16 protein-coding genes are annotated in these 13,992 nt (G+C 60.3%); 6 read left to right on the top strand and 10 right to left on the bottom strand.

Annotated elements, in window-relative coordinates; translation table 11 throughout:
* Positions 1-12 precede the first annotated feature (12 nt).
* Positions 13-750, top strand: a complete 738-nt coding sequence (locus AC1D06_RS08305; protein WP_477874890.1) for a glutamine amidotransferase — start codon at positions 13-15, stop codon at positions 748-750.
* Between the two features lie 13 nt (positions 751-763).
* On the opposite strand, the gene AC1D06_RS08300 is transcribed toward AC1D06_RS08305, so the two are convergent.
* The gene (locus AC1D06_RS08300) at positions 764-2,017 is read right to left on the bottom strand and encodes an MFS transporter (RefSeq protein WP_477874892.1); all 1,254 of its coding nucleotides are present in this window, start codon (positions 2,015-2,017) and stop codon (positions 764-766) included.
* Between the two features lie 141 nt (positions 2,018-2,158).
* Between AC1D06_RS08300 and AC1D06_RS08295 the strand changes: the two genes are divergently transcribed.
* Complete coding sequence (locus AC1D06_RS08295) at positions 2,159-2,449, top strand: YggT family protein (protein WP_477874894.1); 291 nt, start codon at positions 2,159-2,161, stop codon at positions 2,447-2,449.
* A gap of 99 nt (positions 2,450-2,548) precedes the next feature.
* Here the strand turns inward: AC1D06_RS08295 and ppa are convergent, their stop codons facing one another.
* A complete protein-coding gene (gene ppa / locus AC1D06_RS08290; RefSeq protein WP_477874896.1) occupies positions 2,549-3,091 on the bottom strand; it encodes an inorganic diphosphatase in 543 nt (180 codons plus the stop codon).
* 171 nt (positions 3,092-3,262) lie between these two features.
* On the opposite strand from ppa, the gene AC1D06_RS08285 reads away from it, so the two are divergent.
* Genes AC1D06_RS08285 through AC1D06_RS08275 form a run of 3 tightly spaced genes read left to right on the top strand, consistent with a single transcriptional unit; the run spans position 3,263 to position 5,188 of the window.
* The gene (locus tag AC1D06_RS08285) at positions 3,263-3,886 is read left to right on the top strand and encodes a hypothetical protein (protein WP_477874898.1); all 624 of its coding nucleotides are present in this window, start codon (positions 3,263-3,265) and stop codon (positions 3,884-3,886) included.
* Positions 3,887-3,910: 24 nt separating this feature from the next.
* Complete coding sequence (locus AC1D06_RS08280; protein ID WP_477874900.1) at positions 3,911-4,540, top strand: hypothetical protein; 630 nt, start codon at positions 3,911-3,913, stop codon at positions 4,538-4,540.
* A 3-nt stretch (positions 4,541-4,543) separates the two neighbouring features.
* A complete protein-coding gene (locus AC1D06_RS08275) occupies positions 4,544-5,188 on the top strand; it encodes a hypothetical protein (protein WP_477985874.1) in 645 nt (214 codons plus the stop codon).
* Between the two features lie 21 nt (positions 5,189-5,209).
* Here the strand turns inward: AC1D06_RS08275 and AC1D06_RS08270 are convergent, their stop codons facing one another.
* The 8 genes from AC1D06_RS08270 to AC1D06_RS08235 form a co-directional block, all read right to left on the bottom strand.
* Positions 5,210-5,719 carry an N-acetyltransferase family protein gene (locus tag AC1D06_RS08270; RefSeq protein WP_477985873.1) on the bottom strand — a complete coding sequence of 170 codons (510 nt, stop codon included), beginning with the start codon at positions 5,717-5,719 and terminating at the stop codon, positions 5,210-5,212.
* A 248-nt stretch (positions 5,720-5,967) separates the two neighbouring features.
* Positions 5,968-6,393 carry an ester cyclase gene (locus AC1D06_RS08265; protein ID WP_477874905.1) on the bottom strand — a complete coding sequence of 142 codons (426 nt, stop codon included), beginning with the start codon at positions 6,391-6,393 and terminating at the stop codon, positions 5,968-5,970.
* Positions 6,394-6,502: 109 nt separating this feature from the next.
* Positions 6,503-7,300, bottom strand: coding sequence for a hypothetical protein (locus AC1D06_RS08260; protein WP_477985872.1), 798 nt, complete (start codon positions 7,298-7,300; stop codon positions 6,503-6,505).
* Positions 7,297-8,340 carry a GSCFA domain-containing protein gene (locus AC1D06_RS08255; RefSeq protein ID WP_477874909.1) on the bottom strand — a complete coding sequence of 348 codons (1,044 nt, stop codon included), beginning with the start codon at positions 8,338-8,340 and terminating at the stop codon, positions 7,297-7,299. The genes AC1D06_RS08260 and AC1D06_RS08255 overlap by 4 nt, the downstream gene beginning before the upstream one ends.
* Before the next feature lie 143 nt (positions 8,341-8,483).
* A complete protein-coding gene (gene typA / locus AC1D06_RS08250) occupies positions 8,484-10,316 on the bottom strand; it encodes a translational GTPase TypA (protein ID WP_477985871.1) in 1,833 nt (610 codons plus the stop codon).
* 131 nt (positions 10,317-10,447) lie between these two features.
* On the bottom strand, positions 10,448-10,921 hold the full coding sequence (locus AC1D06_RS08245; RefSeq protein WP_477874913.1) for a hypothetical protein: 474 nt from the start codon (positions 10,919-10,921) through the stop codon (positions 10,448-10,450).
* A 1-nt stretch (position 10,922) separates the two neighbouring features.
* Entirely contained in the window at positions 10,923-11,399 is a 477-nt protein-coding gene (locus AC1D06_RS08240) for a hypothetical protein (RefSeq protein WP_477985870.1), read from the bottom strand.
* Between the two features lie 161 nt (positions 11,400-11,560).
* A complete protein-coding gene (locus tag AC1D06_RS08235; RefSeq protein ID WP_477985869.1) occupies positions 11,561-13,147 on the bottom strand; it encodes an alkaline phosphatase D family protein in 1,587 nt (528 codons plus the stop codon).
* A 210-nt stretch (positions 13,148-13,357) separates the two neighbouring features.
* Between AC1D06_RS08235 and AC1D06_RS08230 the strand changes: the two genes are divergently transcribed.
* Entirely contained in the window at positions 13,358-13,936 is a 579-nt protein-coding gene (locus tag AC1D06_RS08230; protein ID WP_477985968.1) for a DUF922 domain-containing Zn-dependent protease, read from the top strand.
* Positions 13,937-13,992 lie beyond the last annotated feature (56 nt).

Below are 13,992 nucleotides of genomic sequence, written 5' to 3'. Positions count from 1 at the left end.
GTCCGGACCATCATGCTGCGCGCTGCCCCAAGAACCAAGAAGGTCGACGACCGGCCCATCCTCATCGTTCTCCACCAGGAAACCTCCACACCCGGCCGCGCCGGCCAGATGCTCGTCGAGCGCGGCTACAGGCTCGATATCCGTCGTCCGGCGCTCGGCCAGAAGCTGCCGCATACGCTGCGCAATCATGCCGGCGCCATCGTCTTCGGCGGCCCGCAGAGCGCCAATGACGAGCATGATTATGTCAAGGAGGAGATCGATTGGGTCTCCGTGCCGCTCAAGGAGAACCGGCCGTTCCTGGGCATTTGCCTTGGTGCGCAGATGCTGGTCAAGCAGCTCGGCGGCAAGGTCGGCAGCCATACCGAAGGGTTCACGGAAATCGGCTGGTATCCGCTGGAAGCGACCGAGGCCGGCCGCAAGCTGATGGACTGGCCGAACATGGTCTATCATTTTCACCGCGAGGGTTTCGACCTGCCCTCGGGCGCGACGCTGCTTGCGCGCGGGCACACTTATGAGAACCAGGCGATCCGCTATGGTCAGAATGCCTGGGGCGTGCAGTTCCACGGCGAGCTGACACGGGTGATGATGCAGCGCTGGGTGGTGCGCGGTGCGCATCGGTTCGAGCTGCCGAACGCGCAGACCGGCGACAGGCATCTCGAAGGGCGGTTCCTGCATGATGCGGCGCTAAAGATCTGGATGGGCAATATGCTCGACACCGTTTTCGGGCACAGATTGGTGCAGGCGGCTTAGTCAGGCCTGACGATCAGCTCACCGCAATCTCCTCTCCCTTCGGCGCCTGCAGCGTATCGATCCGGCGAAGTTGCGGGAAGATCAGCGACCAGGCGATCGACACCGCGAGTGTGCCCAGCCCACCGATGACGACGGCGGGAACGGCGCCGAAGACGGCCGCCATCGAGCCGGCGCGGAATGCGCCAAGTTCGTTGGACGCACCGATGAAGACCGAATTGACGGCGTTCACCCGGCCGCGCACGTGGTCCGGCGTCCAGAGCGCGATCAGGGTTTCGCGCACATAGACCGATATCATGTCGCCGGCGCCCATCAGCGCCAGAGCAACGACCGACAGCCCGAACGAGGAGGAGACGCCGAAGACGATGGTCGCAGCGCCGAACAGCGCCACGCCGGAAAACATCTTGAAGCCGGAATAGCGGCGGATCGGGAAGGCGGCGAGGTAAAGCGCCATGGCAATCGCGCCCAGGCCGGAGGCGGCGCGCAATATGCCGAGGCCGATCGGACCAAGCACGAGAATTTCCGATGCGTAGATCGGCATCAGCGCTGTCGCGCCGCCGAGCAGCACCGCGAAGAGATCAAGCGAGATGGCGCCGAGCACGATCTTCTGCCGCTTGATATAGCCGAAACCCGCCAGCAGATAAGTCCAGCTTGTCGGTTCGCCCATGGTCTTCTGTGCTGGCTTGGGGATCATGAAGACAAGGACCGCGCCGGCGATCATGAAGGCAAGTGCGACGACATAGGCGACCGACGAACCGATGCCGTAGAGCAGGCCGCCGGCGACAGGGCCGGTAATCGAGGCGACCTGCCAGGACGACGAGTTCCAGGCGAAGGAATTCGGCAGATCCTCGGCCGGAACGAGATTGGGCGAAAGCGAGGACACGGCCGGGCTCATGAAGGCGCGCTCGATGCCGAAGATGGTGAGGATCACGAAGACCAGCAGCGGCGAAAATGAGCCGGTCAGGGTGATCAGCAGGAGTGCGGCGCTGCAAAGCGCGCTGACCATCATGCAGATCGAGACGATGACGCGGCGATTATATCGGTCTATCACCGTACCGGTCACCAGGATCAGCAGCAGCGACGGCAGGAACTGCACCAGGCCGACAAGGCCGAGATAGAAGGCACTTTTCGTCTCGGCGAACATCTGCCAGCTGACCGCGATCGAGATGACTTCCGCGGCGAAGGCTGCCATGAAACGCGCGAAGAAAAGCAGCACATAGGAACGATGCCGGAAGGCGGCAAAACGGTCGTTCGCCGTAGAAGCATTCATAACCGCAACTTTCGTGAAGGATTCACGCGTTAAGCATGAGAACCGAGCGCGTCGGGGCGCTCTTGCCCGATAAAGAGCGAATGATTATCTGTCTGTCAACTYCAAACCCTCCGTCCAGCCGGAGGAAACCAAGAGGACCCTATGCTGATCGTCATTCTTTCCACGTTGAATTACATTCTCAACATAGTGTGGTTCTTCGTCATCGTTTCAGCCATTTTCTCTTGGCTTTATGCATTCAACGTCATCAATACGAGAAATCAGTTCGTCAATCAGATCGGCAGCGCGCTCTATGCGATCACCGAGCCAGTCTATCGGCCGATTCGCCGCTTCCTGCCGAACATGAATGGGCTTGATCTGTCGCCGCTCGTCGTTCTGGTCATTATCTTTTTCCTGCAGCAAGTGATCGTCTGGGTCGCCAACAACTACGGCTGAGCGGTTGACGGCACGGCGTACCTGTAGCGGGCTCTACGAAAAAACCCTCCGGATCGAGTGCGATCCGGAGGGTTTCAGCAGAAACTCGGATATTCCGGCTTACTTGGCCGTCTTTGCTGCATTGGCCCGGTCGATGGATTCGAGGATCAGTTCCTTGGCCTTGGCCGAACCTTCCCAGCCGAATACCTTCACCCATTTGCCGGGTTCCAGATCCTTGTAATGCTCGAAGAAGTGCTCGATCTGCTTGAGCGTGATCTCCGGCATATCGGTATATTCGTGCACCTTTTCATAGCGCAGCGTCAGCTTCGGCGACGGCACGGCAATGATCTTCTCGTCCTTGCCGGAATTGTCTTCCATCATCAGCACGCCGATGGGGCGGACATTGATGACGCAACCCGGCACCAGCGGGCGGGTGGAGGCGATCAGCACATCGATCGGGTCGCCGTCATCGGAGAGCGTGTGCGGCACGAAGCCGTAATTGCCCGGGTAGGTCATCGGCGTGTAGAGGAAACGGTCTACCACCAGCGTGCCGGCTTCCTTGTCCATCTCGTACTTGATCGGGTGGCCGCCGACCGGCACTTCCACGATCACGTTGACGTCTTCGGGTGGGTTCTTTCCGATGGCAATGGCGTCTATACGCATAGGAGTCTCCAATGACCGCGATATTGCACCGCGATATAGGAATCCCCCAGGGAAAACAATATTGTTCTTCGGAACGATGCCGGATGCTTAAGAAAGGCCTGAACTGCCGGGGTTGGGAATGAATACAGCGGCACGCTCGACCGTTTTCCCTGCTGAACAAGGATCGGGTTCATGCGTCATTCTGTCTTTGCAATCGTACTGTTGACTGCGCCTCCAATGGCTGGCGGGGCTGTTGCGGCGGAGAGCGCCTATACGGTGCTCGACATCGACAATGGCAGCTGCAAGCAGGTGGGCGATGCGGCGACCCAGGAGGACATCGACCTCGGGGTAATGTCGGTCATCTGTCCGGGCTACAAGGCCTATCCGGTCGAGTATCATACCGACGACGAGCGGACGACGGTGCATTACGGCGATCCGGCCAGGACCACGACGGCAAGCATGTGGGAATCGTTTTCGCCGTTCAACAGTGCAGCCGATAAGATCGAGTGGCGGATCGATGCGAAAGACAGGCCGTTTGCGGCGATCCACCGGTTCTATGTCGGCTCCGGTGGAGAAGATGGGAAGGAACCGCGGGCCGAGGTGCTGGTAATCTCCAAGGTCGGCCAGCCGGGCGGGCGAGCCGGTTGTGTGGTGGGCCTTGTCGATGCGCTGGCCAACAAGGACGCCAACGCGATGGCGCGGGAAGTCGCCGATCATCTGGCGCCTGGCTTTGCCTGCGGCAAGGACAAGGCGGATTATCACGGCCAGCGTGAGGATAAGGCGGCCGATTTCCAGACCTATTTTTTTGATCAGTAGGTCATTGCATTCGGGGGGAACGAAATGTCGAGATGGATTGTGTCATTGGCCCTTGTGGCCCTTATCGGTGCAGCGCCGGCTTTCGCCAATGAGAGCGTCTACACTGACTTTCCGCTGCAGAATAACAAGTGCAAGCCGGTCGATCCGGCAAAGGCCGACAACGATGCCGAAACCGGTTCGGTCGAACTGATCTGCCCCGGCTACAGGGATTATGATGTCTACTATGACGAAGGCGATGCGCGGGTGAGCATCCATTACGGTCACCTGTCGCAGGATGTGATCACGAACTATTGGGAATCCTTCACGCCGTTCAACAGCGCTGCCGAGAAGATCGAGTGGCGCCTGGATGCGCAGGGCGTGCCACGGGCGGCGATCCACCGCTTCCTCCTCGCCAATATCGATCCGGCGACAGGCATGTCGAGCGACAAGCTGAAAGGCCAGGTCCTGGTGATCTCGAAAGTCGGTCAGCCGGGAGACGAGACGGGCTGCGTCGTGGGCATGGTCGATGCGCTTGCGAACAAGGATGCCAACGACATTGCACGCCAGGTTGCCGACGACATCGCGCAGGGCTTCCGCTGCAAGAAGGATCAGGCCGTCTATCACGGCAAGCGCGGCGACAAGGCGTCTGATCTCAGCGCTTCGTTCGGGGAGTGATGGATGTATTATAGACGATCCATCCTGACCGCAGGCGCCCTCGCTGCATCGTTCCTGCCAGCTTTGGCCCTGGCAGGAGCAAGTGTCTATACCGATCTCGACACCGACCATTGCCAATCCATGGCGAAACCCGATGCGAATGACGGGCCGGCCGACTTCGTGTCGCTGCGCTGCAGGGGCTACAAAGACTATCCGGTTTATTACGCGGAAGGCGATATGCGTCAGACCCTGCATTTCGGCTATCTCGACCAGGCGATCATCGACGGGGCGTTCGAGACCTTCGGCCCGTTCAACTATGCCGGCCGCAAGATCGAGTGGCGGCTTGGCGCGGATGGCAAGCCTTATGCGGCGATCGTGCGATTCTTCATCCAGAATCCCGATCCCGACACCGGCATGATCGACAAAGGCCATGAGGGACAGGTGCTGGTGATTTCGCGCGTCGGCCAGCCAAATGACAAGCGCGGCTGCGTCATCGGCTATGTCGATGCGCGAAAAAATCCCGATCCGAATGGAATAGCGCGGCAGGTGGCCGACGAGATGGCGGCTGGCTTTGTTTGCGGCAGGGATCGGGCAAGTTTCCACGGCGCCAAAACCGAACCGGGCAACGATCCATCGACAAATTTTCCAGGCCCCGAAAAACAACAGTAGGCGATATATCGCCTACTATATTCAATCTGGCCAGACGAAGCCGAGTTTCTTCAGCGACACGCTGCCGAAATCCTCCATGCCCTCGGCAATGTCCATGCCGCCGGTGGCGCGGAAGAAGGTGGCGGCGTGGGCGCTTTCCTCCAGGCACCAAGCGGCGAGCCCGGCAAAGCCGAGGCCGCTCAGCACATTGCGGCATTCGCGGAAGAGATAGTGGCCGAGCCCGGTACCCTGGAATTCCGGCAGCAGGTAAATCTCGTAGATCTCGCCTTCTTGCTGCAGGGCGCGGGCGCGATTGAGACCGATCGTGGCATAGCCGGTGATCCGGCCGGCAATGTCGAGGACCAGAAGCGTCGAGGTTCCGTGGGCGGCGCGGCGCCACCAGTCCTCGCCGCGGCGCTCCAGCATCTGCTGCAGCACCTTGTGCGGGATCAGGCCGCTATAGGACTGCAGCCAGGAAACCCGGTGCACATCGGAGACGGCGCGCGCATCGCGCGGCTCGGCTTTCCTGACTTCGATCGACAATGTACTCATTTTGCGACCGCCGAATTCACTTATGTTTCAATATGATACAGATCCTATGGCGTCACCTGCGCGACACCTTGATAAAAAGTTAACGGCTTTTTAAGGCGTAGGGCAAGCGGGTTTCTGCGATGTACCCAACAAAAAACCCGGCGCATCGCACCGGGCTCCAGATGACGTGTGGAAATAGGTTGGGCTTTGGGTGGAACGGGGCCTCGAAGGGTCCTTCACCAACAACACCCTGGCCAGCTTGCCGCCGGTCAGGCAGCCATCGCAATCGCGCCCATCTGGGCCATCAGGCCGAGCATGTCGGCGCTCGACCAGCGTTCGATCACGGCGCCATTGCCGAACTGCAGGATTGTCATTCCGGGCAGAACATAGTCGTTGCCGCTGGCGGGAACATTCATGAATGTTCCCGAATGCCGTCCGGACATGACGAACCGCGTAGCGATCTTGTCGCCATCTTCAATCATGTCGACAATGTCGAGTTTGGGCGCAGGTTTGCCCGGCTCGGTCAGGCCTGCGAAAACCGACCTGTAGAATTCTGTCACGCCTGCCTTATTCATCGGCTCCGGCGAGAAGCCGTGCAGCCGGATATTCGCGTCATAGAGCCTGAGATAGCCATCGAGATCGCCGGCGTTCCAGCGCTCGACGGCACGCGTAATCAACTCCCTGTTCGATGCCATGATAACCTCCCTTGAAACGCGAAAGCCGCGCAGTCCTTTTACGGAGCGCGCGGCCTTGCGGATGAACCGGACAGGAAATTTTGCCGGAAGAATCGGTGGATTTCCGAATTCAGGCGTCGCCACTCAACTGATGTTGCCGGAAGAATTCCGCCCAGAACAAGGCGCCGTATTGGCTGTTGAGGTGGAAAATGTCGCCGAATTCGGACTCTTCCGGCTCCTCGTCCGCCTGATCCGTCGCTTGGGAGAGACCGGGACCACGCGCAAACTCCACTTTCGTCAGCAGTGGGCCGTCCAGCGTCTCCGGTAGTTGGAACAGGATTTCCGTGGCATTCGAGAAGACGCTTTCGACCGTCTCGGTGAAAATCGCCCGAGAAAGGTCAAAACCATTCCGCGCCTCCACTTTCAACACGGCGTCCAGGGAACGCGCCAGCACATCCCGCTCATTGCTGAGATGTGGATCCGGGACGTAGAAAACCGGCGCCGTAGAGGCTGCGGTCAGAAGGTCGACCAGATGCTTTGCTGCCGAGCTTCGCAGGCGAGCTTCGTAGCACGCCCGAAGATAGGCTTCGGATATATACATCTCCCCCGAATTGGCGCCGCCGTAGGGCATGTGATTGGCCTGCATCAGCAGCAGGATTCGGGAGCTGGCGCCGCCGCCGGAGACGCAGAAGAAATCATAGGATCGAAGGTCGATCTTGTCGCTGCCGCCGGTCAGCCGGAGATTTTCGGCCACGATTTCGTCCTTTGTCGTCAGGACGCCCTTGCGGACGAATGTCTTGCCGAGGCGCTGTCTCGGGCCGGCGAAGAAATCGAGCTCGATCTCCGGGTAATCAGCCTTCACTGCCTGCCAGCCGAGCTTGAGCGCGGCAACATGGGAATTGCCGATCACGCATCCCCTGGTGCTCATTTGGCGAATGCCTCAAGCAGCGCGCCTTCGCAGATGACGTCCCTGCGGTTGCTCTGACCTTTGCGCTTGCGCGACGCAGGTGGGGCGCCGACGTCGGAATGTTCGGAAAAGAACACCTTCATCACGGTCTCGACGCCCATTTCCGTGATGCTGCGCATATTGGGCTCGTAAAAGAAGCCCTTGGAAAACGGCGATGCAATGATCTCGAACGACGGGAAATAGTCGATATCGTCGAATTCCTTCGTCAGCGAACCGCAGACGGCGCGCAGGACGGACTTGGAATAGGTCGTCGCCGCCAGCACATGGTCGGTCGACGCAGTGGCTGTGAGCGGCACGGGCGATACGGTGAGGAGCAGCCGGATCGAAGGGTTTATCGCCTTGAGGATCTTGCGGGCTTTTTTCATGTCCCGATAGACATCGACGAAATCGAAATTGACGAATTCGTGGCGGCGGTTGTCGAACGCACCGGCGAGCACGCCGGGGCAGGTCGGATAAACCGTGCCGCTCTCGCTATGTTTCCAAGCTTCGGTCAGGCCGAGCGTGAACACCAGCACGTCCGTCTCGCGCATCAGGCGATCGACGCGCTTGAGATGATCGAGGCGCTGCGCCTTGACTTCCTCTCTGGTTGGCAAGCCGCCAGGCTCGACGCTGGGCCGCAGGCCGTCAAAGTACCGGCCGTCCTTTTCCCAGATGTCCTCGTCGCGAACTTCCAGCGTGTCGGCGTCCTGCAGGAGCTGCAGCAGCTGCCGGGCGGTGTAGATATTGCCGTAGCGCGCGGAATAGACGAGGTAGCCATATTTCTGCGCAATGTCGTGCGGTGTGCCTTCGATCGGCGGCTCGACATCGAGGATGTTGTAGCCGCGTGCCCGCATGTGGCGCGCGACATGCTGGGCAAAGCAGCTGCCCGCGGTGGCAATCCTGTCGGTCGCCGCGATCGGGAATTTCTTCCGGTAGAGGTTTTGTATCGTGGACGGATGAAGTTCGGCGACGCCCGTCTTCCAATAGCGCTCCGGCGGGAGATCAGAATAAGGCGTCTTCATCCAAGTACCTGCGACAGTGATGACTGCCGTCTTAGACGCCGCAAGTTTGGGGCATGTCAAGCGCCACAACTGGTCAGCGATATGCAAAAACCGGGAGCCTGTGGAGGCGCCCGGTGCAGAAAATCACATCCGATCCGCAGGGATCAGGCGGCGCCGGCCGCCTTCTGTTTGTCAAAGCGCTTGCGGTCGTTGGCGTCGAGGAACATCTTGCGCAGGCGGATCGACTTCGGTGTCACCTCGACCAGTTCGTCTTCCTGGATCCAGGAAAGCGCACGGTCGAGCGTCATGCGGATCGGCGGGGTTAGCTTGACGGCCTCGTCCTTGTTGACCGAACGGATGTTGGTCAGCTGCTTGCCCTTGAGCACGTTGACTTCGAGGTCGTTGTCGCGCGTGTGGATGCCGACGATCATGCCCATATAGACCTTCTCGCCCGGATCGATGATCATCGGGCCGCGGTCTTCGAGGTTGAACAGCGCATAAGCCACAGCTTCGCCGGCGGCATTGGCGAGCAGAACGCCGTTGACGCGGCCACCGATATTGCCCTTGAAGGGCTGATAATCGTGGAACAGGCGGTTCATGATCGCGGTGCCACGGGTGTCGGTCAGCAGTTCCGACTGATAACCGATCAGGCCGCGGGTCGGGGCGAAGAAGCGCAGGCGGACGCGGCCGCCGCCGGAGGGACGCAGCTCGACCATTTCGGCCTTGCGTTCGCTCATCTTCTGCACGACGACGCCGGAATGGTCCTCATCGACGTCGATGACAACTTCTTCGATCGGCTCGAGCAGCGTGCCGGCATCGTCCTTGTGCATGACGACGCGCGGACGCGAGACAGCGAGTTCGAAACCTTCGCGGYGCATGGTTTCGATGAGAACCGCGAGCTGCAGTTCGCCGCGGCCGGAGACGTAGAAGGAATCCTTGCCTTCGGCCTCTTCGATCTTCAGCGCCACATTGCCTTCGGCTTCCTTGAGCAGGCGGTCGCGGATGACGCGGCTCGTCACCTTGTCGCCTTCGGTGCCGGCAAGCGGGCTGTCATTGACGATGAAGGACATGGTCACGGTCGGCGGGTCGATCGGCTGGGCATGCAGCGCTTCGGTGACCGAAGGATCACAGAACGTGTCGGCGACCGTGCCCTTGGACAGGCCGGCAATGGCGACGATGTCGCCCGCATGGGCTTCATCGATCGGCGTGCGCTCGATGCCGCGGAAGGCGAGGATTTTCGAGATACGGCCGGTTTCGATCTGCTTGCCGTCCTGGCCGAGCACCTTGACGGACTGGTTCGGCTTGATCGAGCCGGAATGGATACGGCCGGTGATAATGCGGCCGAGGAAGGGATTGGCTTCGAGGATCGTGCCGATCATGCGGAAGGCGCCGTCCGCCTCGCCGACGCTCGGCTCCGGAACGTGCTTGAGCACGAGGTCGAGCAAGGGGGCCAAGCCTTCTTCGGTCGGACCTTCCGGATTGTAGTTCATCCAGCCGGCGCGGCCCGAACCGTAAAGGATGGGGAAATCGAGCTGCTCGTCGGTGGCGTCGAGATTGGCGAAGAGGTCGAAGACTTCGTTGACGACTTCCTCGTGGCGTGCATCCGGGCGGTCGATCTTGTTGATCGCCACGATGGGCCTGAGGCCGACCTTGAGTGCCTTGCCGACCACGAACTTGGTCTGCGGCATCGGGCCTTCGGAGGAGTCGACGAGGACGATGGCGCCGTCCACCATGGAGAGGATGCGCTCGACTTCGCCGCCGAAATCGGCGTGGCCGGGCGTGTCGACAATGTTGATGCGGTGACCGTGCCATTCGACCGACGTCGCCTTGGCGAGAATGGTGATGCCGCGTTCCTTTTCGAGGTCATTGGAATCCATCACGCGTTCTGCAACGCGCTGGTTTTCGCGGAAGGAACCGGACTGTTTCAGGAGTTCGTCGACCAGCGTCGTTTTGCCATGGTCAACGTGAGCAATAATCGCGATATTGCGAATCTTCATCGGACAAATCTCTGAGCTTGGGGCGCAATGCTGGGAGGGGGCGCCAATTCATTTGGCGGCCTCTTACCTTCTTTTTTGCATTTGCGAAAGGGGGCGGGCCGATAAAGGCGAATCGCGCTTAATTCGCTGGCTCAGGACCGGATTTTGCCTGCCTTCCACCAATGGAGCAGCGGTGGTACGGAAATCAGGATCAGGCCGAGGACGGAAAACACCATGGCCACCTGCTGGTCGTCGGTATCCTCCGGTCCCAGGCAATCGATCATCAATTGGTAGCCGACAACGATCACCACGGCCGACAGGATCGCCAGGACCAGGCTCGCCGTCGGCGCCGCCTTCCAGCGGGCATAACGGAGGATGATGCCGACGGCCAGTACTGAGAAGCAGACGCCGCTCTCGGCGGCGATCAGGATGAGAGATGTGAACGAATAGGGCGATCGATCGAATTGAAAGCCGTTGTGCAGCCAGTCGCCAAGCAGCATGCTGAAGGCGATAAGACCGACGATCCCGGGTATGCCGAGCAGGATAGCGAGGATGAAACGGATGACCACCGGCGCGTTGCCGCGCGGTGTCGGCGATCCCGGAATGCTTGCCGTCGGCTCGGTCATGTCAAGGCGCCTTTGGCAGATTGCCGGCGACCGCTGCCCGCCGCCGGGCCAGGAGCCAGTGCAGGAAGGGCGGCAGTGCCACGACGAACAGGCCGAGAATGCACAGGCCCTCAAGAATGACGATCTCGATGCTGTCAGGTGGATTGCCGGTGCGCGAATAGATCAGGAAGGTGGCGAGCAGGAATCCGGCAGCGATGATCGACAGCAGCAGGCTGCCCACGGGCCAGCGGACGATACGCAGAAAAATCCCGAAGAAGACCAGGCCGAGCGCGATGATGCCCGCGCCGATGAGGCCGAACACCCAATCGAAGGCCATCTCGATATTTTCGAAGACGTAGCCGTGCGCGATCCAGTCGGACAGGACGAAGCTGAAGGGTGTGCCACCGACGCTAAGGCAGATCAGACCCATGATAACGAGAATGACGCCGACGGTGCCGCCCAGCCAGCCGGTTCTGCGTTCGCCCGTCGTATCCACCATCATCCCCTCCAGTCCCTTCTTCGCGAGACTAGCGCATCCGTTGTTTTGCGCAGCAGAAAAATCGTCGCGCGGCTGGAGCAGGAACGGTGTGGGAGAGAGATTTATTCGGGGGAGAGACGAGGCGCATAGGAGTGCGCCTCGTCGATGCCGGAATGAGCCGATCAGGCCGTGCGGACCGGATCGAGCGTCACCTTCCACAGTTCCTTGTCGTCGCGGTTCATCAGCCGCACAGTCAGCTGTTCGGTGGCGCTGTCGATATCGATCAGGCCGAAGAATTGCAGGCCGGCTGACGGCGGCAGGTTCTGGCCCTGTTCCTTGGTCGGCGCGCTGATGAACTTCACTTCCGGGCCGAAGGTCATGTCGAGTTCGTTGGGGCCGAAGGTGCCGGCATGGATCGGGCCGGAGACGAATTCCCAGAACGGGTTGAAGTCCTGGAACTGCGCCTTGCTCGGATTGTAGTAGTGAGCGGCAGTATAGTGCACGTCCGCCGTCAGCCAGATCGTGTTGTTGATATTGGCGTCCTTGATGAAGCGCAGGAGATCGGCGATTTCGAGCTCGCGGCCCTTCGGCGCGCCGTTGTCGCCATTAGAGACGGCTTCTGCGCCATGCCCCTTGTTGTCCTTGTCGAAGGTATTCCAGACCACGAGGCTGAGCGGCATGTCGCAGGCCAGCACCTTCCAGGTGGCGCGGGAATTGGCGAGTTCGCGCTTCAGCCAGCGGACCTGTTCGGCGCCGATAATGCGCGACTTGTCGTCCAAAACCGTTTCCATGTCCGGACCGTTCGGGCCGCGATAGGTGCGAAGGTCGAGGAAGAACACGTCGAGCATCGGGCCATAGGAGATTTTACGATAGACCCGGCCCGGCTCGGCCGGCTGGTAGCGGATCGGCGTCATCTCGTGGAAGGCCTGGGCGGCGCGGGCCGAGAGCAGGAAGATCGACTTTTCCTTGTAGCGGTCGTCGTGCGACAGGTCCTTGGAGGAAGACCAGTTGTTGAGTACTTCATGATCGTCCCACTGAAAGAACGTGGGACAGATTTCCGAGAGCGCACGGACATGTTCGTCCATCATGTTGTATTTCCACTGGCCGCGATATTCGTCGAGCGTTTCGGCGACCTTGGTCTTTTCCGGGGTGATCACCTTGTTGACCCATTTGGTGCCATCCTTAAGGTCGATGCTTTCCTTGAGCGGGCCATCGGCATAGATGGTGTCGCCGGAATGGATGAAGAAATCTGGCTGGTGCTTGGCGATCGTCGAATAGGAATACATGCCCTTGTCATCGATGCCCCAGCCTTGGCCGACCGTGTCGCCCGACCAGGCGAAGCGGACGCTGCGGCGCGACGACGGGCCGGTGCGGAAACGGCCGGTGATGGGCTGCGAGACGACATTGATGTCCTGCAGGTCGGCAGCGGTGAAGCGGTAGAAGATCTCCTGGTCGGACGGCAGGTTCTCGACCAGGCGCTTGACGGTGAAGTCGGTGTCCGGCAGTGCGTTCATCGGCGGCAGACGGATCGGGTCCTTGAAACTCTCGACGGTCGAGACTTCCATCATGATGCGCGAGGGGCGGTCGACGCGCGTCCAGATCATGCCGGAACCGGCATCGACATCGCCGGACTGAACACCGTGGGTGAAGGCGGGCGCACTGGCGGCGCGGGCATAGAAGGGGGTGGCGAGGCCCGACATGGTCAGGCTCGTGGCGGCGCTGCCCTTGAGCAGCGTGCGACGGGTGACGGAATTGAAGATGTTCGACATTGATCTCTCCTGTCTGTCGGCGGGTGCGTGCGCCGAAGCGCGGAGCAAACAGGGAATTCGTGTCAGGGCGGTAAATAAGCGATGATGTTTCCGTTATGCTTTTGTGACAAAGATAACATCACGTTTTCAGGCGGTTAGAAGAGGATGCCAGCGATTGTGACTGAATTGTCTGTGTATTGTTGGGGCGCTTTTTTGTCCAATTTCGCCAAGATGACGCTGGTGGTCGCTTGCTTCGCGCCATCCGCGGTGATGGCTGAGGATTGGAAGGCGGTCGAAGTCATCAGGACCTACGCGATTTCCGGCAGGACCGGTGCCGAACTCTATGCTTCGATTGGAAAGCATGGCCCGAAGGCTACCAATGGACAGCGCGTCATCGCTCATACCAGTTTCAAGCTGACCTGGACGAGAGATTACCAGCCCCGGGACCGTGCCTGCATGCTGGTTTCGGCGTGGCCGAAATTGACGATCACCTACGCTTTGCCCAAGCCGTCGACCTCGCTGCCGTCAGGCGTTCGTGGCAACTGGGAACGGTTCATCACCGGCGTGCGTGCGCATGAGCGACAGCATGGCGCGATGATCGTGGAGCTGGCCCAGCAGATCGAAACCACGAGCGTCGGGTTGACCGTCCCGGACGATCCGGACTGCACAAAAATTCGAACTGAATTGACGAGGCGGCTGGCGGCGCTTTCGGCCGCGCATCAACAGCGCAACCGTGATTTCGATCGCGCTGAACTCGCCGATGGCGGCAATGTCCACCAATCGATTTTGGCGCTGGTGAATGGGCCGTAGCTCCGAAGCCGCATGGCGAGTGGAAATGATCCGCCGCCATGCCGATATGCCGCAGC

The organism is Rhizobium sp. P2_G2 (assembly GCF_056403555.1).
The sequence above is the reverse complement of the archived record's forward strand: the minus strand, read 5'-3'. Positions and strand labels throughout refer to the sequence as shown.

Bases quoted from the DNA above. Each gene is read 5' to 3' on its own strand.
- AC1D06_RS08305 (WP_477874890.1), top strand. From the start codon at position 13: ATGCTGCGCGCTGCCCCAAGAACCAAGAAGGTCGACGACCGGCCCATC.
- AC1D06_RS08300 (WP_477874892.1), bottom strand. From the start codon at position 2,017: ATGAATGCTTCTACGGCGAACGACCGTTTTGCCGCCTTCCGGCATCGT.
- AC1D06_RS08295 (WP_477874894.1), top strand. From the start codon at position 2,159: ATGCTGATCGTCATTCTTTCCACGTTGAATTACATTCTCAACATAGTG.
- ppa (WP_477874896.1), bottom strand. From the start codon at position 3,091: ATGCGTATAGACGCCATTGCCATCGGAAAGAACCCACCCGAAGACGTC.
- AC1D06_RS08285 (WP_477874898.1), top strand. From the start codon at position 3,263: ATGCGTCATTCTGTCTTTGCAATCGTACTGTTGACTGCGCCTCCAATG.
- AC1D06_RS08280 (WP_477874900.1), top strand. From the start codon at position 3,911: ATGTCGAGATGGATTGTGTCATTGGCCCTTGTGGCCCTTATCGGTGCA.
- AC1D06_RS08275 (WP_477985874.1), top strand. From the start codon at position 4,544: ATGTATTATAGACGATCCATCCTGACCGCAGGCGCCCTCGCTGCATCG.
- AC1D06_RS08270 (WP_477985873.1), bottom strand. From the start codon at position 5,719: ATGAGTACATTGTCGATCGAAGTCAGGAAAGCCGAGCCGCGCGATGCG.
- AC1D06_RS08265 (WP_477874905.1), bottom strand. From the start codon at position 6,393: ATGGCATCGAACAGGGAGTTGATTACGCGTGCCGTCGAGCGCTGGAAC.
- AC1D06_RS08260 (WP_477985872.1), bottom strand. From the start codon at position 7,300: ATGAGCACCAGGGGATGCGTGATCGGCAATTCCCATGTTGCCGCGCTC.
- AC1D06_RS08255 (WP_477874909.1), bottom strand. From the start codon at position 8,340: ATGAAGACGCCTTATTCTGATCTCCCGCCGGAGCGCTATTGGAAGACG.
- AC1D06_RS08245 (WP_477874913.1), bottom strand. From the start codon at position 10,921: ATGACCGAGCCGACGGCAAGCATTCCGGGATCGCCGACACCGCGCGGC.
- AC1D06_RS08240 (WP_477985870.1), bottom strand. From the start codon at position 11,399: ATGGTGGATACGACGGGCGAACGCAGAACCGGCTGGCTGGGCGGCACC.
- AC1D06_RS08235 (WP_477985869.1), bottom strand. From the start codon at position 13,147: ATGTCGAACATCTTCAATTCCGTCACCCGTCGCACGCTGCTCAAGGGC.
- AC1D06_RS08230 (WP_477985968.1), top strand. From the start codon at position 13,358: ATGACGCTGGTGGTCGCTTGCTTCGCGCCATCCGCGGTGATGGCTGAG.